Source organism: Methylobacterium sp. 275MFSha3.1, from assembly GCF_900108435.1.
In the GTDB taxonomy this organism is placed as follows: Bacteria; Pseudomonadota; Alphaproteobacteria; order Rhizobiales; family Beijerinckiaceae; genus Methylobacterium.
This window is the reverse complement of sequence record NZ_FNWP01000015.1, coordinates 136,027-158,466: the sequence shown is the minus strand read 5'-3', so window position 1 is coordinate 158,466 and position 22,440 is coordinate 136,027. Positions and strand designations below refer to the sequence as shown.

At 73.4% G+C, this 22,440-nt stretch carries 20 protein-coding genes; 4 read left to right on the top strand and 16 right to left on the bottom strand.

Features of this window, described 5'->3' with window-relative positions; genetic code table 11:
- From BLW78_RS18985 to BLW78_RS18965, 5 genes are all read right to left on the bottom strand, one after another.
- A partial coding sequence (locus BLW78_RS18985) for a HAMP domain-containing protein (RefSeq protein ID WP_091681402.1) occupies positions 1-1,521 on the bottom strand: 1,521 nt, incomplete at its 3' end.
- A 304-nt stretch (positions 1,522-1,825) separates the two neighbouring features.
- Complete coding sequence (coaBC, locus tag BLW78_RS18980; protein WP_091681392.1) at positions 1,826-3,049, bottom strand: bifunctional phosphopantothenoylcysteine decarboxylase/phosphopantothenate--cysteine ligase CoaBC; 1,224 nt, start codon at positions 3,047-3,049, stop codon at positions 1,826-1,828.
- A gap of 43 nt (positions 3,050-3,092) precedes the next feature.
- Positions 3,093-3,815 (bottom strand): di-trans,poly-cis-decaprenylcistransferase, encoded by a 723-nt coding sequence (locus BLW78_RS18975; RefSeq protein WP_091681391.1) that lies wholly within the window; start codon positions 3,813-3,815, stop codon positions 3,093-3,095.
- A gap of 76 nt (positions 3,816-3,891) precedes the next feature.
- Positions 3,892-4,281 carry a transcriptional regulator gene (locus BLW78_RS18970; protein ID WP_091681389.1) on the bottom strand — a complete coding sequence of 130 codons (390 nt, stop codon included), beginning with the start codon at positions 4,279-4,281 and terminating at the stop codon, positions 3,892-3,894.
- Positions 4,268-4,885 (bottom strand): hypothetical protein, encoded by a 618-nt coding sequence (locus tag BLW78_RS18965; RefSeq protein ID WP_020093612.1) that lies wholly within the window; start codon positions 4,883-4,885, stop codon positions 4,268-4,270. The genes BLW78_RS18970 and BLW78_RS18965 overlap by 14 nt, the downstream gene beginning before the upstream one ends.
- A gap of 301 nt (positions 4,886-5,186) precedes the next feature.
- Here BLW78_RS18965 and uvrB point away from each other — a divergent pair, with 301 nt between their 5' ends.
- A complete protein-coding gene (gene uvrB, locus BLW78_RS18960; protein WP_091681387.1) occupies positions 5,187-7,946 on the top strand; it encodes an excinuclease ABC subunit UvrB in 2,760 nt (919 codons plus the stop codon).
- Positions 7,947-7,962: 16 nt separating this feature from the next.
- Here the strand turns inward: uvrB and BLW78_RS18955 are convergent, their stop codons facing one another.
- The gene (locus BLW78_RS18955; protein WP_042674712.1) at positions 7,963-8,181 is read right to left on the bottom strand and encodes a hypothetical protein; all 219 of its coding nucleotides are present in this window, start codon (positions 8,179-8,181) and stop codon (positions 7,963-7,965) included.
- Positions 8,182-8,315: 134 nt separating this feature from the next.
- Here BLW78_RS18955 and BLW78_RS18950 point away from each other — a divergent pair, with 134 nt between their 5' ends.
- Both BLW78_RS18950 and BLW78_RS18945 read left to right on the top strand, forming a co-directional pair.
- Positions 8,316-8,849 carry an ankyrin repeat domain-containing protein gene (locus BLW78_RS18950; RefSeq protein ID WP_091681385.1) on the top strand — a complete coding sequence of 178 codons (534 nt, stop codon included), beginning with the start codon at positions 8,316-8,318 and terminating at the stop codon, positions 8,847-8,849.
- A gap of 83 nt (positions 8,850-8,932) precedes the next feature.
- On the top strand, positions 8,933-10,666 hold the full coding sequence (locus BLW78_RS18945) for a pyrroloquinoline quinone-dependent dehydrogenase (protein WP_244526983.1): 1,734 nt from the start codon (positions 8,933-8,935) through the stop codon (positions 10,664-10,666).
- Between the two features lie 362 nt (positions 10,667-11,028).
- Here BLW78_RS18945 and BLW78_RS18940 read toward each other — a convergent pair whose 3' ends face one another.
- The 3 genes from BLW78_RS18940 to BLW78_RS18930 all read right to left on the bottom strand — a co-directional run bounded on the left by BLW78_RS18940 (position 11,029) and on the right by BLW78_RS18930 (position 14,468).
- Positions 11,029-12,354 (bottom strand): O-antigen ligase family protein, encoded by a 1,326-nt coding sequence (locus BLW78_RS18940; RefSeq protein WP_091681381.1) that lies wholly within the window; start codon positions 12,352-12,354, stop codon positions 11,029-11,031.
- A 126-nt stretch (positions 12,355-12,480) separates the two neighbouring features.
- Complete coding sequence (locus tag BLW78_RS18935; protein WP_042674716.1) at positions 12,481-13,383, bottom strand: alpha/beta hydrolase; 903 nt, start codon at positions 13,381-13,383, stop codon at positions 12,481-12,483.
- Positions 13,384-13,466: 83 nt separating this feature from the next.
- The gene (locus BLW78_RS18930; protein ID WP_091681379.1) at positions 13,467-14,468 is read right to left on the bottom strand and encodes a lytic transglycosylase domain-containing protein; all 1,002 of its coding nucleotides are present in this window, start codon (positions 14,466-14,468) and stop codon (positions 13,467-13,469) included.
- 171 nt (positions 14,469-14,639) lie between these two features.
- Between BLW78_RS18930 and BLW78_RS18925 the strand changes: the two genes are divergently transcribed.
- Positions 14,640-15,239, top strand: coding sequence for a cysteine hydrolase family protein (locus BLW78_RS18925; protein WP_091681377.1), 600 nt, complete (start codon positions 14,640-14,642; stop codon positions 15,237-15,239).
- Between the two features lie 39 nt (positions 15,240-15,278).
- Here BLW78_RS18925 and BLW78_RS18920 read toward each other — a convergent pair whose 3' ends face one another.
- From BLW78_RS18920 to fliM, 7 genes are all read right to left on the bottom strand, one after another.
- Positions 15,279-16,577, bottom strand: a complete 1,299-nt coding sequence (locus BLW78_RS18920) for a leucine-rich repeat-containing protein kinase family protein (protein WP_091681376.1) — start codon at positions 16,575-16,577, stop codon at positions 15,279-15,281.
- Positions 16,578-16,580: 3 nt separating this feature from the next.
- Positions 16,581-16,772 carry a DUF1192 domain-containing protein gene (locus BLW78_RS18915; RefSeq protein WP_091681374.1) on the bottom strand — a complete coding sequence of 64 codons (192 nt, stop codon included), beginning with the start codon at positions 16,770-16,772 and terminating at the stop codon, positions 16,581-16,583.
- 12 nt (positions 16,773-16,784) lie between these two features.
- Positions 16,785-18,005, bottom strand: coding sequence for a phosphopentomutase (locus BLW78_RS18910; RefSeq protein WP_091681373.1), 1,221 nt, complete (start codon positions 18,003-18,005; stop codon positions 16,785-16,787).
- Positions 18,006-18,007: 2 nt separating this feature from the next.
- Positions 18,008-19,645 carry an ABC transporter ATP-binding protein gene (locus BLW78_RS18905; RefSeq protein ID WP_091681371.1) on the bottom strand — a complete coding sequence of 546 codons (1,638 nt, stop codon included), beginning with the start codon at positions 19,643-19,645 and terminating at the stop codon, positions 18,008-18,010.
- Positions 19,646-19,778: 133 nt separating this feature from the next.
- Positions 19,779-20,645, bottom strand: a complete 867-nt coding sequence (locus tag BLW78_RS18900) for a MotE family protein (protein ID WP_244526980.1) — start codon at positions 20,643-20,645, stop codon at positions 19,779-19,781.
- A complete protein-coding gene (locus BLW78_RS18895; RefSeq protein ID WP_091681369.1) occupies positions 20,642-21,172 on the bottom strand; it encodes a DUF6468 domain-containing protein in 531 nt (176 codons plus the stop codon). Before BLW78_RS18895 ends, BLW78_RS18900 begins: the two co-directional genes overlap by 4 nt.
- A 19-nt stretch (positions 21,173-21,191) precedes the next feature.
- Positions 21,192-22,409 carry a flagellar motor switch protein FliM gene (fliM, locus tag BLW78_RS18890; RefSeq protein WP_091681367.1) on the bottom strand — a complete coding sequence of 406 codons (1,218 nt, stop codon included), beginning with the start codon at positions 22,407-22,409 and terminating at the stop codon, positions 21,192-21,194.
- Between the last annotated feature and the right edge of the window lie 31 nt (positions 22,410-22,440).

The following is a 22,440-nucleotide window of genomic DNA, read 5'->3' as shown; positions in this document are numbered from 1 at the left end:
CCGCGCGAGGCCGGCCGAGCCGTCGACCTGCCGGCCGATCTCCTGCACGGAGGCGCCGAGTTCCTCGGCCGCCGCCGCCACGGTGCCGACGTTGCTGGCCGCCTCCTCGGCCGCGGCCGCGACGGTGGTCGACTGCCCCGCGGTCTCGGCCGCGGTCTCCGTCATGCCGCGGGCCGTGGCCTGCAGGCCGGCCGCCGCGGTCGAGACCTGCGCGACGATCCCGCCGACGGCGTCGGCGAAGCGGTCGGCGACCTGCCGCATCGCGAGGCCGCGCTGACGCGCCGCGTCCTGCCGCGCCGCCTCGGCCTCGGCCTCGAGCTGCCGGGTGCGGATCAGGTTGTCCTTGAACACCTGCACGGCGCGGGCCATGGCGCCGATCTCGTTGCGCCGCCGGAGGCCCGGGACGGCAACGGCGGAATCCCCGGCCGCGAGGGCCTCCATGGCCGCCGTGATCCGCCGGATCGGCCGGAGCACGCCGCGGAACAGGGCGAGCAGCCCGAGAGCGACGAGCAGCAGGGTCGCGACCAGGGCCGCCCCGTCGCGCCACAGGGTGCTCCGCGCCGCCCCCGACAGGGCCTCGGCCCGCGCGACCATCTCGTCGAGGCAGACGAAGGCGAGGTCGACGAGGGTCACCTGCTCTGGCGTGTCGAGCTTGCGCGCCTGGGCGAGCGTCAGGCCCGGCGGCGCGCCGCGAGCCAGGGCCTGCGCCACGGCGCGCCGGCGGGCGAGGGGGGCGCCCTCGAAATTGTTCTCCCGGGCTCGCCGGAACGCGGCCTGGACCGTCCCGGACGCCTCGGCCGCGGCCTCGATCGCCGAGTTCCAGGCCGCGTCGAGCCGTCCCCGCTCCTCGGCGGCCGCGACGGTCTCGTCGAGCGACCAGGACGCCCCGGCGGCCAGGGACGTCTGCACGCGCAGCGCGACGGCGCCGTTGGCCATGCGGGTCGCCCACGCCGCCCGTTTCAGGGCGAGGTCGCGCCGGAGGAGCCCGTCGGACAGCGGGATCGCGGCGTCCACGGCGTCGCTCGTGGCGATCAGGGCATCGAGCATGGCCTGGAGGGCGGCCCTGGCCTCCGCCGTCACCGCGCCGTCGCGACGCGCGCCCGGCACGTCCAGGGCGGCGTCGACCCGCGGCCGGAGGCGATCGAGGCGGCCGCTCGCCTCGTGCAGCCGGCCGAGGGTCGCCGCCACGGCGGGCATTTCCAAACCGTCGAGGAGCGGCTGGGCCGCGGCGAGCCCCGCGATGGCCCGCTGCCGGTCGGCGTAGAGCGACGCGCGGGTCTCGGCCTCGACGGGCTCGGCGGCGGCGAGGAACTGCAGCGTCGCGCCCCGCTCGAACCGGGTCACGTTCAGCGTCTGGAGGAGGGCGCGGCTCGCCCGCACCAGCGCGATGACCCGCTCGGCCTCGGCGGCGTGCTGCCGCGCCTCCCGCACGGTGCCCGTCGCGAAGCCGAGCATGATCGTGGCCATGACGACGAGGACGAGGCTCATGGTCGTCCGGATGGACAGGTCCCCTACGCGCATCGTGCCTCGGCTCCGGTCGCCCGATCGGCCGGGCATACCAGATTATAGCAAGTTTTTCCCCGCACATCCGGGACAATGCGGGCGGTCGCAGGCACCGAAATGTCTTAAAATTTCCCCTTCCGAATTATTTATCTGCAAAACGACCGGATAATGGTCGGGCACAAGCGCAGATATTCTCAGTCACCAATCGATCGGACGCGGATTTGTTGCAGAAACACTTTTATCTTCCCTGTGCGCAAAGACACTCACGCTCGGAACGGCGCGCCGTCCGAGGGGTCTCGCGTCCCTCTCGGGGGGCGCCGCTTCAGCCGGCCAGAAGCGCGGCGAAATGGGCGACGAGCCGCCGGGCGACCTCGTCCTTGCCGAGGCGCGGCCAAGTCTCCACGGCGCCGTCCCGCCGGATCAGGTGCACCGTGTTGTCGACGCCGCCCATGACGCCGCCCTCGGCCGACACGTCGTTGGCCACGATGAGGTCGCAGCCCTTCCGGGCGATCTTCGCCCGGGCGTGCTCGACCACCGTGTCGGTCTCGGCCGCGAACCCGACCACGAGGGGCGGGCGCCCGGCCGGCCGGCGCGCGATCGTGGCGAGGATGTCGGGGTTCTCGACCAGCGGCATCGGCGCCGGCCCGGTGCCGTCCTTCTTGATCTTCTTGCTGCCCGCCTCCTGCTCCGGGCGCCAGTCGGCGACCGCGGCGGCGAAGACCGCGATGTCGGCCGGCAGCGCCGCCTCGACGGCGGCCAGCATCTGCCGGGCGGTCTCGACCCGCACGACGGCGACGCCCGGCGGGTCGGGCAGCGACACCGGCCCGGAGACCAGGGTCACGGCGGCGCCGGCCGCGGCGGCGGCGGCCGCGATGGCGTGGCCCTGGCGGCCCGAGGAGCGGTTGGCGATGTAGCGGACGGGGTCGATCGGCTCGTGGGTGGGGCCCGAGGTCACGAGCACGCGCCGGCCGGCCAGGGGCCTGTCCCCGCTCGGGGCGCCGAGCATCCGCTCCAGCGCGTCGGCGATCTCGTTGGGCTCGGCCATCCGGCCGGGCCCGGATTCGGGCTCGGCCATCCGGCCGGCATTCGGCCCGACGATCCGGACGCCGTCGCCCTCCAGGACCGCGCGGTTCCGGCGGGTGGCGGGGTGCGCCCACATCTGGACGTTCATGGCCGGCGCGATCAGGATCGGAAGGGTCGTGGCCAGCAGGACCGTGGTCGCGAGGTCGGCCGCGTGACCGCCGGCCATGCGGGCCATCAGGTTGGCGGTCGCGGGCGCCACCACCACGGCATCGGCCTGACGGGCGAGCTTGATGTGGCCGATCTCGGCCTCGGAGGCCCGGTCGAACAGGTCGGTATGCGCCCGCTCACCCGCGAGCGCGGCCGCCGCCAGCGGCGTCACGAATTCCTGGGCCCCCGCAGTCAGGACCGGACAGACGCTGGCGCCCCGCTCGCGCAGCCGCCGGATCAGGTCGAGGGCCTTGTAGGCCGCGATGCCGCCGCCGATGACGAGGAGGACGCGGCGATGGGCGAGGGTCTCGGTCATGCCGCCGACCCTCTGCGCGCCGGCGCGCGCGCGTCAAGCCGCCTCAGGCGGCGGCCGGGACGGCCGGCGCCTTCAGGCCGCCGAACCGGCGCTCCCGGCGGCCGAACTCGGCCACGGCCTCGGCGAGGTCGTCGGGTCCGAAATCGGGCCACATCCGCTCGGTGAACAGCAGCTCGGCGTAGGCCGCCTCCCACAGCATGAAGTCGGAGAGGCGGCGCTCGCCACCGGTGCGGATCAGCAGGTCGACATCCACCGGCGAGCCGTGCATCGGACCGGCCACCAGCTTGCCGAAGCTCTCGCGCGTCGGCTCCTCGCCGGCGAGGCGCTGCGCCGCCGCGATGATCGCGTCGCGGGCCGAGTAGTCGACGCAGATCCGCAGATGCAGCCGGGTCCCCGCCGCCGTGGCAGCCTCGGCGGCCGCGATCGCCTGGGGGATGCCGTCGGGCAGACGGTCGCGCCGACCGACGACGCTGAGACGGGTGCCGGTGCGGGCGAGGCGCTGGGTCTCGTTGCGCAGGTACGAGCGCAGGAGCCGCATCAGGCCGCCCACTTCCTCGACCGGCCGCTGCCAGTTGTCCGCCGAGAAGGCGTACAGCGTGAGCGTGCCGATGCCGTGATCCGGGCACGCCTCGGCGGTGCGGCGGATCGCCTCGACGCCCCGGTGGTGGCCGGCCAGCCGCGGCAGGCCGCGCTGCGTCGCCCAGCGCCCGTTGCCGTCCATGATGATCGCGGCGTGCAGGGCTCCCGGCACCGCTTCGCTTTGCATCGTAAAGTCTCCCGGCATGGGCGTGGCGTAGAGGTCTATCGAAACGGGATTAACATTCCCGGCGGGACGGGCGGTCTCACGCCGTTTTCGTGGCCGGATCGAGGCCGCGGACACCGGCTTCGGGGCCGCGCTCGGCCGCCTCCGCGGCGTCGCGCACCACCTGCTCCAGCACGCCGAGATAGCCGATGAAGCGCCGACGCCCGACCGCCGTGAGGCGGCAGATCGTCTGCGACCGGTTCTGCGCGAAGCGCTTCTCGAGGCTCACCAGATCCGCCTCGCTCAGAACGGCCAGGTGGCGGCTGAGATTGCCGTCGGTCAGCCCGCACAGCCGCTTGAGATCCGGGAAGGGCAGCCCCTTCGGGTGCGCCACCAGGGATGTCAGCACGCTCAGGCGCGCCCGCTCGTGGATGATCCTGTCGAGCCCCTCGTAGGAGAAGCGCCCCTCGGAACGGTCAGCGGTCGTCATCGAAGGCCCGGGCCCCGTGATGGATGATCCCGGCCAGCCACGCCTGGCCGAACAGGAAGGGCAGGCCCATCGTCCAGGGCGACAGGGCCCGCGTCTCGGCCGAGACCGCCAGGACGGCGAGGCCGGCGAGCAGGTACCAGGCCCCGACTCCCTGGACCGCCCTGGGCAGGATCCGCGCCGAGGCGAAGAGGCCGAGGCCGACCAGAACCTGCCAGAGACCCGGCAGCATCCAGACCTCGCCGGGCGCGAAGCGGGCGATGACCAGGGCGAGGCAGGCTCCCGCGCCCGCGGCCGGCAGGAATACCTCGATGGCGTTCCACACCATCGCGTCGGCGAGGCCGGAATGCAGGCGCCGGCTGCGCCGGACCGCCTCGACGCCGATCATCGCGAAGGCCGCGAGGGCCGCCGCGATCCAGAGGCCGAAGAACAGGCCCGGCCGCGCCGCGGGATCGCCGAGCCACAGGGCCTGCCCCGCCGCGCAGGCGAGCGCGAGGCCGCCGGTGCCGGCGACCGTCGCCGCGCCCAAGCCGCGGAACGCCGTGTCGCGGGCGATCTGCGAGCGGATGGCCACGATGTCGGCCAGCGCCTTGTCCAGGTCCTGCATGTGCCTCAAGCCCCCGGCCGCAGCATGCCGCACACCCCACTTTGCACCGCAAAGTATCGACGGGGTCGGCCCACCGCAAGCCGATTTCCGCGCGCGCATGCCGATCTTCTCAGCATCCGGGACCGCGGTCGAGTTCGCCCCCGGGTGAATTCTACCTATCGGTTGTATTCGCCACACCGTCTTTAGTGGAACGCCACGGCGCTCCGCGGCCGGCCCTCGGCATGGCCGGCGGCGGACGAAAGCCGTCAAACCGCACCCGCGCAGGGTTTCTCGGAGCGCGATCCGGGCCCATATTGTTCTCATGCCCGCACCGAAGAAACCGCGCGCCGCCTCCGTGACGGCCACGTCCGCCAAGGCGTCGAAGCCCGAGCTGAAGCCCCTGGACACCTATCTGGCGGAGCTTCTGAACCCGGCGCTCAACCGGAACCGTCCGGCCACCGTCGAGCCGCCCCCCGAGGCGCCGGCACGGCCGGGCCGCAAGGCGGGGGGCAGGAAGGGCAACCCGAAGGACGGGGTGCCCGCGGCCGCAACCCGGAGGGCCGAGATCGCCCGCGACGGCTTCGCGGAGGCACCCCAGGCCGGCTACGCGCTCGGCGACGCGGCCGATGTCGACCCCCGTCTGGCGCAGGCGCTCGGCCTGACGCCGCCCGAGGACGGCCCCGCGCCGGAGGGCGCCGATCTGCCGGATCCCGGCGGCGACGGCGGCGCCTCGGCGACGGTGAGCGCGCTCGAGCGGCTGCTCACCGAGGGCAACCCGCTGTTCAAGGACGGCAAGACCTGGACGCCCCACCGGCCGGAGCGGCCGCAGAAATCCGAGGGCGGCGTCCGGTTCACGCTCAAGTCGGAGTTCACGCCGGCCGGCGACCAGCCCCGGGCGATCGCCGAGCTCGTCGGCGGCGTACAAGCGCTGGAGCGCGACCAGGTGCTTCTCGGCGTCACCGGCTCGGGCAAGACCTTCACGATGGCCAAGATCATCGAGGAAACGCAGCGTCCGGCCCTGATCCTGGCGCCCAACAAGACGCTGGCCGCGCAGCTCTACGGGGAGTTCAAGGCGTTCTTCCCCGACAACGCGGTCGAGTACTTCGTCTCCTACTACGACTACTACCAGCCCGAGGCCTACGTCCCGCGCTCCGACACGTTCATCGAGAAGGAATCCTCGATCAACGAGCAGATCGACCGGATGCGCCACGCCGCCACCCGCGCCCTGCTGGAGCGGGACGACGTGATCATCGTCGCCTCGGTCTCGTGCATCTACGGCATCGGCTCGGTCGAGACCTACACGGCGATGTCGTTCACGGTCTCCCTCGGCGAGCGGATCGAGCAGCGCCAGCTCATCGCCGACCTCGTGGCCCTGCAGTACAAGCGGATCCAGTCCGACTTCGCCCGCGGCACCTTCCGGGTCCGCGGCGATTCGATCGAGCTGTGGCCGGCCCACCTGGAGGATCGCGGCTGGCGGATCGGCCTGTTCGGCGACGAGGTCGAGAGCATCGTCGAGTTCGACCCGCTCACCGGCAAGACCATCTCCGAACTGAAGTTCGTGAAGGTCTACGCCAACTCGCACTACGTGACGCCGCGCCCGACGCTGCAGCAGGCGATCAAGGGCATCAAGCACGAGCTGAAGGGCCGGATCGAGGAGCTGACCAAGATGGGCCGCCTGATCGAGGCGCAGCGCATCGACCAGCGCTGCACCTTCGACATCGAGATGATCGAGGCGACCGGCGCCTGCAACGGCATCGAGAACTACTCGCGCTACCTCACCGGCCGGAAGCCGGGCGAGCCGCCGCCGACCCTGTTCGAGTACCTGCCCGACAACGCCCTGGTCTTCACCGACGAGAGCCACGTCACCGTGCCGCAGATCGGCGGCATGTACCGGGGCGACTTCCGCCGGAAGGCGACGCTCGCGGAGTACGGCTTCCGGCTGCCCTCCTGCCTCGACAACCGGCCGCTGCGCTTCGAGGAATGGGACGCGATGCGGCCGATCACGGTCCACGTCTCGGCGACGCCCGGCAAGTGGGAGATGGAGCAGACCGGCGGCGTCTTCGCCGAGCAGGTCATCCGCCCGACCGGCCTCGTCGACCCGGTGATCGAGGTGCGCCCCGCCCGCAGCCAGGTCGACGACCTGCTGGGCGAGGTCCGGGAGGTGGCGCAGGCCGGCTACCGGACCCTCGTGACCACGCTCACCAAGCGCATGGCCGAGGACCTCACCGAGTACCTGCACGAGAACAGCGTGCGGGTGCGCTACATGCACTCCGACATCGACACGCTGGAGCGGATCGAGATCATCCGCGACCTGCGGCTCGGGGCCTTCGACGTCCTGATCGGCATCAACCTGCTGCGCGAGGGCCTCGACATCCCGGAATGCGCCCTGGTGGCGATCCTCGACGCCGACAAGGAGGGCTTCCTCCGCTCGGAGACCTCGCTGATCCAGACGATCGGCCGCGCCGCCCGCAACGCCGACGCGCGCTGCATCCTCTACGCGGACAATATCACCGGCTCGATGGAGCGGGCGATGGCCGAGACCGAGCGCCGGCGCGCCAAGCAGCTCGCCTACAACGCCGAGCACGGGATCACGCCGCAGAGCGTGAAGCGCGGTATCGCCGACATCCTCAGCAGCGTGTTCGAGCGCGACCACGTGCAGGTCGATACCGGGCTCGCCAAGGACGCCATCACGGTCGGCCACAACCTCAAGGCCGTGATGGCGGACCTGGAGAAGCGCATGCGGGCGGCCGCCGCCGACCTCGACTTCGAGGAGGCGGCGCGGCTGCGCGACGAGCTGAAGCGTCTCCAGGCGACCGAGCTGCTGGTCTCCGACGACCCGATGGCCCGGCAGGGCGACGTGGAGCGCGAGGCCGGCAAGTTCGGCCGGAAGCCGCCGCGCGGGGCAGGGGGCAGCCGCATCGCCAAGCCCGACCTCGACAATATGGGCCCGGGCACGGACCGGGAGCTGCCGGTGGGCGGCCTCGCGCCGGTCTGGCAGGAGCGGCCGAAGCCGCGCTCGACGCAGGGGCTCGGCGGTCAGAAGCCCAAGTACAAGGGCGGCGGTGGGCGACGGCGGGGCTAACCCGGCCGCCGGGACCTCAGGCGGCCTCGCTGCCGCGGCCGAGGCCGTGTCCCGACCCGGCCTCGCCGGCATCGACGATGGCCTGCGCGATCCGGACCACGAGGACGTGGCAGGCCTCGTCGTAGGCGTGGGAATCCGCGCGGACCGCCGCCTCGACGACGGTCCCCGCCTGCTCGCGCACGATCTCGCGGGCGGTGCGCAGCGCGTCGGCGTAGGGCTCAAACGGTCGGGGCATCGTCGCGCTCCGGAGACGCCGGGCCTGGCCCGGATAGGCGGCTGGAACGAGCCAGGCGACGAAACTGTTCCCCCGGCCGCTGGACGTCGATGCCGCAGCGGCCCAGATCAGCCGCGATGAGTGATGAGCACGCGATGGCCTCAGAGACGAACCCGCCCCCGACCCTCGACGACGAGACCCTGGCCTTCGCGGGCCGGGTCTTCCAGTACGCGCGGATGGGTCACGCCGAGGAGCTCGCCGACCTGTTCGGGCAGGGGCTGCCGGCGAACCTGCGCAACGACAAGGGCGACAGCCTGCTGATGCTCGCCGCGTATAACGGACAGGCGGAGGCCGCCCGGGTGATCCTGGAGGCCGGCGGCGACCCGGAACTCGCCAACGACCGCGGCCAGACGCCGCTCGCCGGCGCGGCCTTCAAGAACGACCTCGCCGTCGCGCAGCTCCTGCTCCGGCACGGGGCCGCGGTGGACGGGACCGGCGACGGCACCCGCACGGCGCTGATGACCGCGGCCATGTTCGACCGCACCGAGATGGTCGACCTGCTCCTCCAGCACGGCGCCGACCCGGAACGCCGCGACGCCTCCGGCCAGAGCGCCGCCGACATGGCCCGGGCCATGGGCGCCCAGGCGACGCCGGCGCAGCTCGACGGGGCGCCCCGGCGGCAGGCGTGAGGCCGAGTCGCGAGAAGACCTGTTCGGGCGCGACAGGCGCCGCACACGGGAGCACAACCTTGTCGCGATGGATCGGGGCCGCCCTGCTGGCCTGCCTTGCCGGAACCGCCTCCCTCGGTTCGGCCTCCGCCGCCGAGACGCCCTGGCCGGCCTTCGGGCACGACCCGAGCAACCGCAACTTCTCCGAGCTGACCCAGATCAACCGCGACACGGTCGGCCGGCTGCGCCCCGCCTGGATCTTCCAGACCGGGGTCACCGGCTACTTCCAGGCCCAGCCGGTGATGGTGGACGGCACCCTCTACGTCTCCACGACGCAGAACAACGTCGCCGCCCTCGACGCGAAGACCGGCAAGCCGCTCTGGACCTACACCCACAAGCCGCGCACCGAGAAGATCTTCGGCCCGCCCTCCAACCGCGGGGTCGCGGTTTCGGGGGGCCTCGTCTTCGAGGCGACCATGGACGGGCAGCTCATCGCCCTGGACGCTAGGACCGGCCGGATCGTCTGGGAGAAGGAGGCGGTGCGCCCGGAGGAGGGCGAGACCGAGACCGCCTCGGGCCTGGCCGCGACCCTCGGCGGCAAGCCCGTCCAGGGTTCGAGCCGCCTCGGCTTCAAGATGCCGCCGCTCGTCGCCGACGGGCTCGTCATCGTCGGCGTCACCGGCGCCGGCTACGGCCTCCACATCGAGGACGAGGCGGGCGGCCTCGACGGCGGCTCGGTGGTCGGCATCGAGGGCGGATACGGGCGGCGCGGCTGGCTCGCGGCCTACGACGCGAGGACCGGCGAGGAACGATGGCGCTGGTACGTGACGCCCTCGGAGGGCTGGGAGGGCGGCTTCGTGGAGAAGACCGCCGACGGCACGCCACTCCACCGCGACATCGCCGCCGAGAAGGCGGCGGCGCCCGCCAACCGCGACGCCTGGCGGGTGGGCGGCGGCTCCCTCTGGATGACGCCCGCCTACGACCCCGATCTCGGCCTGATCTTCCTCGGCACCGGCAACCCGGCGCCGCAGAATTTCGGCCTGTCGCGCCCGGGGGACAATCTCTACACGATGTGCCTCGTCGCCCTCGACGTGAAGACCGGGAAGCTGCGCTGGTACTACCAGCAGGTGCCGCACGACGAGTGGGGCTACGACGTCGCCGCGCCACCCTTCCTGCTGGGCATGCCGGGCGGCACCAGGGCGGTGGCCTCGGCGAGCAAGACCGGCTGGATCTACGTCCACGACCGCGCCACGGGGAAGCTGCTCGCGCGCTCGGCCCCGCTGATCGAGCAGAAGAACCTGTTCGCGCCGCCGACCCCGCAGGGCACCGTGGTGGCGCCCGGCCCGCTCGGCGCGGTCTCGTGGCCGCCCACCGCCTATGACGGGACGCGCGCCTACGTGCAGGTCCGCCACGGGGCGACGACCTACACGGTGAAGACCGTGCCGGCCGCCGCGGGGCGTCCGGAGATCCGCTACACGGAGACCGGGGAGGCCAGGGGCGAGCCGTCCTTCAGCACGCTCACGGCCGTCGATCTCGCGGACGGCGGCCGGATCGCGTGGTCGGTGCGCGGCGCGAGCCGCCTCTCCGGGGGCACCCTGGCGACCGCCGGCGGGCTCGTCTTCTCGGGCGAGGAGGACGGCCATCTCGACGCCCACGACGCGCGGGACGGCCGGATTCTCTGGCGCTTCCAGTGCGGGGCCGGCATCAGCGGGCCGGCGATGACCTACGCGCTGGACGGCAAGCAGTACGTCGCGGTGGCGGCGGGCGGTGCCTCGTTCACCAGGGCGTCGGGCTTCGGCACCGGCGACGCGCTGCTGGTCTTCGCACTGCCCGATTGACCGCGGCCGGCCCACAGCGCGGACGGATGTCGCGGCGCGCGGGACTCTCGACGCTGCGGCGGGACGGGACGCCCCGCCGCGGCCCCTTGGCTAGTGGGCCACGAAGAGGGACAGCGCGCACAGGGCACTCGCGCCCAGTGCGAACGTCACGTCGGTCCAAGCGAAACGAGCCCTGCCAGGCATGCAGAATCTCCGCGCGAATACCGACCAACAAATTCCCGGACAAGTTGTTGCCGTCCGCTACCGGACAGAAGCCTCGCGGACGGGGGACGGAGACGTTCGAGGAGGCAGGCCGGGACGGGTACGCTCACGACGCGCGGCCTTCCGCGGCCGGCGCGTGATGTCCGGGCGCCCGGGGCGCTTCAGCCCGCCGCGACGGCGTAGCGGGTGCGCAGGCGCAGGCCGAACACTGCCATCATGAACATGCAGCAGGTGGCGTTGTTGCCGTTGTAGAGCACCGTCTCGAAGGAGGCCGAGACCAGCCCGAGGAACCACAGCCTCAGGAACAGCATGGTCTCCGCGTCGAGGCGCGTCCCGCCGGCCACGCGCTGCAGGTCGCGCACCGGGGCGAGCACGAAGGCCACCACGGTCAGGGCGAGGAACGGCAGGCCGCCGATCAGCGCGGTGTCGAGATAGGCGTTGTGGGCGTGGTCGACGGTGTTGACCCAGGTCAGCGCCTCGGAGCCGGCATACATGGTCCGCTCAGTCATCCAGAAGGCGCCGATCCCCCAGCCGCGCCAGGGCCGGATCGCGATGTTGTCGATGGCGAACTGCCAGATCTCGCTGCGGCCCGTGAAGGTCGCGTCGGTGAGCAGCGAGCCCACCGCCTCCTGGAACGGCGGCGCCAGCACCGAGCCGATCGAGATCAGCGAGAACCCGATCACCGGGCCGAGGAGCAGCAGGCGGCGCAGGAACCCGCCGGTCAGGACCTGGCACAGGCCGGTCACGGCGAGGATCACCGGCAGGAGCAGGATCGCGGTCTTGGAGCCGCTCGCCACCAGGAACCCGGCTGCCAGGAGCACGATCGCCCAGCCGAGGACGCGGCTCGCCACCCTGGCGACGTAGAGGCCCACGATCACCAGGATCACCATGGCGGCACCGGCCTCGTTCTTCTGCGGGAAGATCCCGCGCCAGAGGCCCGGATGGCTCGGATCGGAATTGACGTCGAAGGCCGAGTGGATCGCGAGGTTCGGCACGAAGGCGACCGCGAGGTAGGAGGCGAGCACGATGACCAGGGCGGACCCGGCCATGGTCAGCGCCAGCTGGCGGGGCGAGCGGGCCACGATCAGCACGCCCGCCGAGAGCATCGCCGCGATGGCGAAGAGCGCGAGCCGCCGCAGCGACAGGCTCGGCTCGACGGAGAGCAGCGCCGTCGCCCCGAGCCAGAGGGCGCAGAGCACGAGGGGGCGGGTCACCAGGGGGCGGAGGTGGCGCACGCCGATCCGGTGGATCGCCGCCGCCATGGCGGCGCCGGCGCTGAGGAACAGGATCTGCGTCAGCAGGCTGCCGTCCTCGGAGGCCGCGAGCATCGACCGGTCGGACAGGTCCTTCAGCCAGACGTGGTTCCAGAGCAGGACGAAGACGGCCCCATTCAGGAGCACGCGCAGAACGTCCGGCACGTCGCGGCCCGCGACGCCGCGCTGCCGCCCGTCGGCCGGGATCCCGATCGCCGCGTCCGCAGAAGCCATGCCGTTCCACCGCGAGGCCGCGCCGCGCGGCCGAGACCATTCTAGCGGCCCGCAGGTGCGGGGCGATGGAAAATCAGATGTTGCACCCCGCGATCGCGCGATAACCTTGACGCGATCCAGGCGGGGTCAGCGCCGCATCGTGTACTGCGAGCGGCCGGCGGATTGCCGCATCAGGAAGGACGCCATCTCGGCCAGTTCCGGCGCCTTCGAGCGGAAGGTGACGGACAGCGCCAGCAGCGTGTCCTTGTGGTCGAGGCCCGGGTAGAGCCGCTCCTGGACCGGGACGTGCTCGGCCCGCAGCTTGGCGGCGAGGCTGACCGTGTGCCGCGGCTTCACCACGGTGTCGGCGTCGCCGGTCGCCAGGAAGGCGGGGGGCGAGAGAGGGCCCACGAAGGCGACGGGCTGCGTGGCCTCCGGATCGGGCGCCTTGCCGAACACCTTGACGGTGGTGTCCTGGTCGAACGGCAGGAAGTCGTAGGGGCCGGACAGGCCGGCGACGGCCTTGATCACCTTGGGATCGACCCCGGCGGCGATCACGTAGCGCGGGTCGAGGCCGAGCATCACGGCGTTGTAGGCGCCCGCCGAGTGGCCGGCGAGCACGATGCGGCGCGGGTCGCCGCCGTATCCGGCGATGTTGTCGCGCACCCACGCGATGGCTTCGGCGCCGTCCTCGAGGAAGCCGGGGAACGGCGCCTCCGGGTAGAGCCGGTAATCGGGCAGCACCGTGACGAAGCCCTGCGCCGCGAGGGCGTGCCCGACGAAGGCGTAGTCGTCCTTGGCGCCGCTCTGCCAGGAGCCGCCGTAGAAGAACACCAGGACCGGCGCGTTCTCGGCGCCCGCGGTGGGAACGTAGACGTCGAGCCGCCGCCGCGGACCCTCGCCGAAGGGCTGGTCCTTCGCGGCGAGCCGCCCCCCCGGATCGCGCGGGCCGATCGCGTCGAACAGCGCGAGCGGCGAGGCAGCGGTGAAGCCGAACGCGGCGAGCCCGAGGCAGAGGAGGCTAGCGAGCGCGGTGAGGAGACGTGTCATATCCCATCCGGTTGTCCCGACCGGGCCATACCGCACCGCCCTCGGGGCGGATTGATGACGCTCTCGGGGCGGATCACGAAAAATCAGGTCCGCAGCACGAAGCAGGCGCCGCCGACCTTGCGGATGCGGCCGCACAGGTCGTCGGCCGCCTGCCGGCTCTGCGCCGGGATGCGGATCCGGTAGAAGGCGCGGGTCCCGCGGTTGCGCAGGCGCGTGCCGATGATCATCGGCCGCACCTCGCCGATCACCCCCGCGTAGGCGCTCCGCGCGCGGTTGAAGCTCTGCAGCGCCAGCGCCTTGGAGAAGTTGCCGGCGAGCTGGATGCCCCAGGGGGCGGCCGGCCCCTCGTTGAGGCCGAGGGCGAAGCGGTCGCCGCGCGACGGGACGCGCAGGCTGGCGGTGACCTGCAGGCAGGTCTGCGGCGCTTCCGGCTTGGTCTCCCTCTTGGCCTCCCCCTTGGCCTCCTTCTGGTCCGTCGCGTCCTTCTGACCCTTCGCCTCGGACTTGCTCTCGGACTTGCTCTCGGACTTGCCGTCGGACTTGGCGGGCGCGCCGCCCTCCGGGAACTCGATCGCCTTGCCGGGGCCGGTCCGCCAGTCGTCCACCGGCTGGCCGGTGATGTTGGCCACGTAGGCCCGCGTCTCGGCGGGCAGGCCGCCGTCGCCGGCGAGCCACTTGCTCACCCGCGCGGCGCCGCCGTTATAGGCCGCGGCGGCGAGGCCCAGATTGCCGAACTGGGTCCTCAGGTCGGCGAGCAGGTGGGCCGCGTGCGGGATCGCCTGCTCGGGATCGAACGGGTCGAGGAGGCCGCGCTCCCGGGCGGTCCCGGGCATGAACTGCGCGACGCCCTGCGCGCCGGCCGGGCTCACCACCCCGACGCGAAAACTGCTCTCGCGCCAGATCAGGCGCGTCAGGAACGGCACCGGCAGGCCGCGGGCCTTGGCCGAGTCGTCGATGAGGCGGCACAGGGCCTGCTCGACGGTCTCGGTCGCCCCCTCGGACGGGGCGGCCGCGGCCGGCTGCGCGCAGGCGAGGGCGATGAGCAGCGCGCCGAGGCGCAGGGGCGGGGCGGTCACGCCGCGCATGTAGCGACGCGCGGGGTAGGATCAATCCGCACGGCCAACCTTCCTGGGGGAACATCCGGCCCCGGCGCACGAGCGTTGCACCTTTGCACACTGGCGCGACCGGGCCGCGCCGTCGTAGCGTCCCGGGCTCAGAGAGCCGCCTCCGAGGCGGCCCCACGGGAGGAACCGCCGATGTCCGATCCGGCAACCCTGCGCGGCCTGTCCGGCCTGAGCCCCGCGCCGGCCCCGCTCAGGGGCTCGGCGCTCGTGATGATCGACCTGCAGCAGACCTACCGGGAGGGCGTGATGCGGCTCGACGGCGTCGAGCCCGCGCTCCGGGAGGCGGCGGCGCTCCTGCGACGGGCGCGCGAGGCCGGGATCCCGGTGATCCATGTCCGCCACGATGCCGGGCCGGGCTCGCCCTACGACGTGACCGCCCCGATCGGCCAGATCAGCCCGGAGGTGGCGCCGCAGGGCGACGAGCCGGTGATCACCAAGGCCTATCCGAGCTCCTTCGTGGGCACCGACCTCCAGGCGCGGCTCGAGCAGGCCGGCGTGAAGGACGTCGTCCTGGCGGGCTTCATGACGCATATGTGCGTCAACTCCACCGCCCGGAGCGCCTTCAACCTCGGATTCCGCCCCACCGTCGTGGCGGCCGCCACGGCGACGCGGGACCTGCCCGGGCCGGACGGCGCCGTGGTGCCGGCCGCCCAGCTTCAGGCCGCGAGCCTCGCGGCCCTCGGCGACCTGTTCGCCGTGGTCGCGCGCGGGCAGGGCGATATCCCCGACTGAGACAGCGGACCGCTCCCGGCACCGGTCGAGGCCGCGCGATCAGGCCTGGAGCCGCCCGATCTCGGCGATCACCGCACCGAGGCCCGGCCGCCCGTCGGGATCCGGCCCGGTGCAGGCCTGCGCCAGGGCGCGCAGGGAGTCCGGCGGCGCCGCGCATCGGTCGAGCAGCTCGCCGATCAGGATGCCGACGGCGCGGACCTCGACCCGCGCCAGCGCCGCGCCTTGCGGCCCGTCCGGCAGGGCCGAGGCCGCCCCGAGATCGCTGAGCACGGCCGCGCCGGTCCCGGCATCCCAGAGCGTGTTGTGGGCGTAGACGTCGCCGTGCAGCAGGCCCCGCCCGTGCAGGTGCGCCACCGCCTCGGCCACGGCGCGGGCGATCCGCAGGACCGTGTCGGCGCCGAGGCGCAGGTCCGGGTCGTAGACGTCGCGGCTGCAGCTCGCGAGGCTCGGCGGCCCGGCGAGCGCGCGCCAGTGCGCCGGCAGGAGCCGGAGCAGCAGGCCGCGGGCACCGTCGGGATGGCCCTCGAGCCGGCCGAGCGCGCCCGTGAGGGCCGGGTGCGTCCCGGCGGCGAGGCAGGCCTCCATCTCCCGCTCGGGCAGGCCGTCGCTGGTCATCGCGCCCTTGAACAGCTTCAGGGCCACGTCCTCCCCGCCGGCCGGCCCCCGCCACTGCGCCCGGTGGACGCGCCCCGAGGCGCCCTCGCCGAGCAGGTCGCCGAGGGTCAGGTCCGTCCACGGCACCGCAGGGGCCGCCACCGGCGCCGTCGCCGGCTCGGCGGGGTTGCCGGCATAGGCGATCCAGGCGAGGCGGGGCAGGCGCGCGAGCCAGGGCGGGATCGCCGCGAGGCGATTGCAGGCGAGCCGGATCAGCTCGAGGTCGTCCGCTCCCGACAGGCTGTCGGGCAGCGCCGTGAGCCGGTTGCCCGCCAGCATCAGCTTCTGCAGGCGCGGCCGCTCGCCGAGGGCGGCGGGCAGCTCCGCGATCGCGTTGTCGGTCAGGGTCAGCCAGCGCAGGTCGCGCGGCAGCGACTCCGCCGGGACCTCGCGGATGCCGCAGCCGCGGAAGCCCAGCTGGCTCAGCGCCGGGCAGGCGCCGAGCACCGGCGGCAGGCGCGCGAACGGGTTGCCGGAGCAGAACAGCACGCGCAGGCGGTGGAGGCGGCCGAGATCGTCCGGCAGGTCGGTGAGGCTGCCCCGGCCGAGATCGAGCACCTCGAGGGTGTCGGCGAGGGCGAAGACCTCGCGCGGCACCTCCGTCAGGCCATCGGGCAGCCGCAGCTCGCGCGCGCCGCCGAGATCGCCGCGCCGCAGGGCGGCGAGGGTTTCGCGCCGGTCCAAGCCTCAGCCCCGCTTGAAGAACGCGTCGGCCGCGCCCTGCGCCGCCTGCTTGGCGGCCCGCGCCGCCTCGAGCCGGGCGATCTCGGCGCGCAGGAGCGCGACGCGCTCGTCGAAATCCCCGAGCGAGAGCGTGTCGAGGGGCTGCCCGATCTCGTGGGCAACGGCCTTGCGCGGCCGGTCGTCGTCGTCCCGCACGTCGTGTCCTCCCTACAGGAACGGTGTTCCGGCCCCGTCCCAGGCGAGGCCGAGTTGGGCCGCCACGGTGGCGCCGATATCCGCGAAGGTCTCCCGCCGGCCGATCGGCCGGCCGGCCACGCCGGGGCCGAAGGCCAGCACCGGGACCTGCTCGCGGGTGTGGTCGGTCCCGGTCCAGGTCGGATCGTTGCCGTGGTCGGCCGTGATCACCGCGAGGTCGCCCGGCGCCAGCGCCGCCAGGATCTCGGGGATCCGGGCGTCGAACGCCTCCAGCTCCGCGGCGTAGCCCGGCACGTCGCGGCGGTGGCCGTGCTCCGTGTCGAAATCGACGAGGTTGACGAAGATCAGGCCGCCCTCCGGCAGCGTCGCCAGCGCGTCGAGGCCCGCGGTCACGCAGGCCGCGTTCGGGCCCGGCCTGATCTCGCGGCCGGTGGCGCGGTGGGCGAAGATGTCGCCGATCTTGCCGACGCTCACGACCGCGCGGCCGGCCGCCTCGGCGCGGTCGAGCAGCGTGCGCCCGGGCGGGGCGACGGCGAGATCCTTGCGGTTGCCGGTCCGGCGGAAGCCCGCCTCCGGCGAGCCCACGAACGGCCGGGCGATCACCCGGCAGACGCGGTAGGGGTCGCACAGGCGGCGCGCCACTCGGCACAGGTCGTAGAGCCGCTCCAGCCCGAACGCCTCCTCGTGGGCGGCGATCTGGAACACGCTGTCGGCCGAGGTGTAGCAGATCGGCCGGCCGGTCCGGAGATGCTCGGCGCCCAGCGCGTCGATGATCGCGACCCCGGGCGCGTGGCAGTCGCCCAGGATGCCCGGGAGGCCGCCCTCGGCGACGAGCGCGCGGATCAGCTCCGGCGGGAAGGCCGGCCGGGTGTCGGGGAAATGCCCCCAGGGCTCGGTCAGGGGCAGGCCGGCGATCTCCCAGTGGCCGGAGGGCGTGTCCTTGCCGGCGGCCGTCTCCACCGCGTGGCCGTAGGCGCCGCGCGGCGGGCCGGCCGGGGCGAGGTGCGGCGGGATCCGGCCCGAGGCCCCGGCGGCGGCCAGGCCGAGCCCGAGTTCGGCGAGGTGGGGCAGGCGCAGGGGGCCCGCGCGCAGCCCCGCCCGGTCGCCGCGGCCCTCCGCGCAGCGCTCGGCGATGTGCCCCAGCGTGTCGGACCCGGCATCGCCATACGTGTCCGCGTCCGGGGCCCCGCCGATGCCCACGGAATCGAGGACGATGATGAGCGCCCGCGCCACGGTCAGGCGGGCTCCAGCTCGGCGGGGGCGTCGCTCTCGAGGGCGAAGGCGGCCTTGAACAGGGCGCGGGTGTAGGGCGTCTGGGGGTTCGCGAAGATCGTCTCCGCGGCGCCCTCCTCGACCACGCGGCCGTTCTGCATGACGATCACGTAGTTGGCGAGCGCCCGCACCACCTTCAGGTCGTGGCTGATGAACAGGTAGGCGAGGCCGCGCTCGCGCTGGAGGTCGCGCAGCAGGGTCACGATCTGCGCCTGGACCGAGCGGTCGAGGGCCGAGGTCGGCTCGTCGAGGACGACGAAGCGGGGATTGAGCACCATCGCCCGCGCGATGGCGATGCGCTGGCGCTGGCCGCCGGAGAACTCGTGCGGGTAGCGGTCCATGGCGGCCGGATCGAGCCCGACATCGGTGAGCGCCTTGGCGACCACGGCCCGGCGCTCCGCCCGGGAGCGCGCCGTGCCCTGGACCACCAGTCCCTCGGCGACGATGTCGGCCACCGACATGCGCGGCGACAGGGAGCCGTAGGGATCCTGGAAGACGACCTGCATGTCCTTCCGCAGCGGGCGCATCTGCGCCGCGCCGTAGCCGTCGATCGCCTTGCCGAGGAAGACGATCGGGCCCTCCGAGCCCGTGAGCCGCAGGAGGGCGAGGCCGAGGGTTGTCTTGCCCGAGCCGGACTCGCCGACGACGCCGACGGTTTCGCCGGTCCGGACCCGCAGGGAGACGCCGTCCACGGCCCTGACATGGCCGGTGACGCGCCGGAGCAGACCCGACTTCAGCGGGAACCAGACCTTCAGGGGGCCGGCCTCCAGGAGCGGGGCGGCGTCGACCGGGACGGGGTTGGCCCGGCCCTTCGGCTCGGAGGCGATCAGGCGGCGCGTGTAGGCGTGCTGCGGATCCGCGAAGACGGCCTTGGTGGCGCCGGCCTCCACGATCTTGCCCTTCAGCATCACGCAGACGCGGTCGGCGATCCGCTCGACGATGCCGAGATCGTGGGTGATGAACAGCATCGCCATGCCGAGGCGCTTCTGCAGGTCGGCGAGCAGCGCCAGGATCTGCGCCTGCACGGTCACGTCGAGGGCCGTGGTCGGCTCGTCGGCGACCAGGAGGTCCGGCTCGCAGGCGAGGGCCATGGCGATCATCACGCGCTGGCGCTGGCCTCCGGAGAGCTCGTGCGGGTAGGCGCCCATGCGCCGCTCGGCGTCGCGCAGGCCCACGAGTTCCAGAAGCTCCAGGATCCGGCGGCGGGCCGCCTTGCCGGCGAGGCCGCGGTGCAGGCCGAGCACCTCGCCGATCTGCCGCTCGATCGTGTGGAGCGGGTTCAGCGAGGTCATCGGCTCTTGGAACACCATGGTGATGTCGGCGCCGCGCACGTCCCGCATCGCCCGCTCGGGCAGCCGCGCGAGGTCGCGGCCCGCGAACAGGATCCGCCCGTCCTGGCGGGCGGAGCCGTCGAGCAGGCGCAGGATCGCCAGCGCGGTCACCGACTTGCCGGACCCCGATTCGCCCACGAGCGCGACGGTCTCGCCGCGGCGGATGGTGAAGGAGACGCCGTCGACCGCCACGGTCTCGCCCTCCCGCGCGCGGAACGCCACGGAGAGGTCCTCGACGGCGAGGAGCGGCTGGGGATCGGCCTCTGACATGAGCCCCTTATAGCGCGCCCGGCCCCGGACCCTAGCCCGCGCGGACGCCGCACGGGCCGGGCCGGCACGACGCGGCCGGACGGGCCGGCCGGCGGTCCCGGAAGGTCGGCCCTGCGTCCGGCCGGGCCCGGACCTAGCGCAGCGGCGCCCCGGGATCGATCGCCGGCAGCTCGTTCGCCGGGAGCCCCGTTCCCGCCTGGGCCTGCGGTCCGGCCGCGCCGCGGGCGCGGTTGGCGAGGGCGACGGTCAGGCGCTCGGCGGTCTCGGGCTGCATCACCGCCAGGACCTCGGACATCTTGCGGGGGTTCATGGCCAGCACGATCGGGACCAGCACGTCGAGCCCGAGCCGGTCGAAGACCCGGGCGGCGTCCTTGGGCTTCATCGCCTCGTACATCGTGACGATGTTCTTCAGGGCCTGCTTCTCGGCGTCCTCCTTCGCCTTCGCGACGGCGTCGACCTTGTCCTCGGCCTTCTTGAGGTCGCCGAGCCCGGTCTCGAGCTTGCGCTCGGCCTCGCCCAGCATCTTCTCGCGCAGCTCGAGCTCGTCGCCCTTCTGACGCAGGGCGTCGCGCCGGGCACCGAGCTTCTCCAGGAGCAGGCGCTCGGTGGGCGAGGCCGAGCTCCCGGCCGCGGGCGGTGCGGACTGGGCCGGGGCCAGGGGAGGGGCCGAAGGCTGCTCGGGCGCGGCTGCCGGCGCCTCCTTGGCGCCCACCGAACCGGTCGTCACCGGATCGAAGGGCTCGAAGCCGGTGCGCGCCCGGGCGACCGCGCGCCCGTATTCCGGCAGCGCCGCGCTCTCCGGCAGGCCGGCCTGCAGCAGGCTGAGCAGCTTGAGCACGAGCAGCCCACCGGCCGCGAGCGCCACGGCGTCGATGAGGCGCAGCCGAAACTGCCGGACGGGCTTCCGGCGCGCGCGCCGCTCGGGCGTCGCGGCGCGGCGTATCCGCTCCTCGGGATCCGGCTTCGGCGGCGGGATCTTCGGGGCCTTGACCCCGGTCACGCGGCGCGCGCCCGGACGCGGGCGAGGGCGCGCTCGCTCATGGCGAGCGCCGCCGCGGCCGCCACGCCGAGGCGCTCCCCGTTCGGACTGGCGTGCTCCGGCCGGCGCTCGGCCGGGATCTCCGGCGCGCGCATCGGCTCGGGGACCGCCTGCGGCGCGAGCCGCGGCTCCGGCGCGGGCTCGGGACGGACCGGCACGGCGCGCATCTGCGCCACGATGGCGCCGATGCGGGTGATCACGCCCTCGCCGGCCTCGACCTGCAGCCGCAGCTCGCCGGCGCGGATCGTGGCGGTCTCCAGGCTCGCGTTCAGGGTGCGGTCGCCCTCGTCGATCGCCGCCCGCAGGCCCGCGATGGCCCGCTCGGCCGTGCCGGTCGCGACCATCAGGTCGCCGATGGTCTGGCGGAGGGCGGCCTCGTCGCCCTTCATCTGGCCGATGCGGCGCGAGAGCCGGAGGGACGTGACGATGGTCGCCGCCAGGAGGACGGCGACCAGGATGTCGGCCGCGAGGGTGACGAAGAGACTCATGACCGGACCCTCATCGGCACTAGTTGTCCGAGCGGTTGTTCATCGAGGCCTCGTAGGCCTGGATCGTCGTGCGCGAGCGGCGCAGCGGCCGGGTGACCTGGACGGCGATGTGGCCGTCGACCCGGCCGATCCGCCCCTGCGTCAGCGCCCAGTCGCCGCAGCGCACGGTGATGAGGTCCGAGGGCTTGGCCTCGAACATCAGCGTCTCGCCGACCTTCAGGCTCATGACCTGCTTCAGCGGCAGCATCATCTCGTGCAGCACCGCGTCCATGGTCACGTCGGCCTGCCAGATCTCGGTGGCGAGATGGCCCTCCCAGACGTGGTCGCGGCCGAGCTTCTCGCCCATGAAGCTCTGGGTCAGCAGCTCCCGGATCGGCTCGATCGTCGCGTACGGGAACAGGATCTGCAGCATGCCGCCGCGCCCGTCGACGTCGAGGCGCAGGCTGATCAGGATCGCGGCGTTCCCGGGCCGCGTGATGGTGGCGAAGCGCGGGTTGGTCTCGATCCGGTCGATGCCGAAGCTCACGGGCGAGAGCGGCTGGAACGACATCTCGAGGTCGCCCAGCACGATCTCGACGAGGCGTCGCACCAGCGTCATCTCGATGGCGGTGAACGGCCGGCCGTCGAGGCGGCTCGACGAGCCGCCGCGCTTGCCGCCGAGCAGCAGGTCGAAGGTCGCGTAGGCGAGGTTCGAGTCGACCGTGACGAGGCCGGAATTCTCCCACTGCTCGGCCCGGAACACGCCCAGCAGCGTCGGCAGCGGGATCGCGTTCAGGTAGTCGCCGAAGCGCACCGAGGTGATGTTGTCGAGGGTCACCTCGACGTTGTCCTGGAACAGGTTGCGCAGGGAGGTCGACAGCAACCGGATCATCCGGTCGAAGACGATCTCCAGCATCGGCAGGCGTTCGTACTGGACGACGCCCGAATCGACGATGGCCTGCACGCCCCCGGCCCCGGAGGCCGAGAGCTCGCGCATCGAGAAGCCGAGGACGCCGTCGATCTCGTCCTGGTTGAGCACCCGGTCGTTGCCGGCGAGTTCGGGGAGGTTGTCGCTCTCCCCGTCCTCGATCATCGTCGCCCATTCGGCGGCGACGTCGCCCGCGTTGCGCGTGGTGCCCTGCTCGGCGAGCGCCGCGCCCCACTCCTCGGCCAGCGACGTGTCGCCGCCCTCGGCCCCCTGCTCCAGGAGGGCTGCAGACCAGTCGTCCTCGGGGAGTTCGTCCTCGGGTTCCATCAGGCGTGCTCGATCGGGGCCCGGCGCGGCGCGG

Excerpts from the sequence above, each read along its gene's own strand:
- BLW78_RS18970 (WP_091681389.1), bottom strand. The coding sequence starts at position 4,281 with ATGACGACCGCTGACCGTTCCGAGGGGCGCTTCTCCTACGAGGGGCTC.
- coaBC (WP_091681392.1), bottom strand. The coding sequence starts at position 3,049 with ATGACCGAGACCCTCGCCCATCGCCGCGTCCTCCTCGTCATCGGCGGC.
- BLW78_RS18905 (WP_091681371.1), bottom strand. The coding sequence starts at position 19,645 with ATGTCAGAGGCCGATCCCCAGCCGCTCCTCGCCGTCGAGGACCTCTCC.
- BLW78_RS18975 (WP_091681391.1), bottom strand. The coding sequence starts at position 3,815 with ATGCAAAGCGAAGCGGTGCCGGGAGCCCTGCACGCCGCGATCATCATG.
- BLW78_RS18950 (WP_091681385.1), top strand. The coding sequence starts at position 8,316 with ATGGCCTCAGAGACGAACCCGCCCCCGACCCTCGACGACGAGACCCTG.
- uvrB (WP_091681387.1), top strand. The coding sequence starts at position 5,187 with ATGCCCGCACCGAAGAAACCGCGCGCCGCCTCCGTGACGGCCACGTCC.
- BLW78_RS18925 (WP_091681377.1), top strand. The coding sequence starts at position 14,640 with ATGTCCGATCCGGCAACCCTGCGCGGCCTGTCCGGCCTGAGCCCCGCG.
- BLW78_RS18955 (WP_042674712.1), bottom strand. The coding sequence starts at position 8,181 with ATGCCCCGACCGTTTGAGCCCTACGCCGACGCGCTGCGCACCGCCCGC.
- BLW78_RS18895 (WP_091681369.1), bottom strand. The coding sequence starts at position 21,172 with ATGAGTCTCTTCGTCACCCTCGCGGCCGACATCCTGGTCGCCGTCCTC.
- BLW78_RS18965 (WP_020093612.1), bottom strand. The coding sequence starts at position 4,885 with ATGCAGGACCTGGACAAGGCGCTGGCCGACATCGTGGCCATCCGCTCG.
- BLW78_RS18935 (WP_042674716.1), bottom strand. The coding sequence starts at position 13,383 with ATGACACGTCTCCTCACCGCGCTCGCTAGCCTCCTCTGCCTCGGGCTC.
- BLW78_RS18930 (WP_091681379.1), bottom strand. The coding sequence starts at position 14,468 with ATGCGCGGCGTGACCGCCCCGCCCCTGCGCCTCGGCGCGCTGCTCATC.
- BLW78_RS18940 (WP_091681381.1), bottom strand. The coding sequence starts at position 12,354 with ATGGCTTCTGCGGACGCGGCGATCGGGATCCCGGCCGACGGGCGGCAG.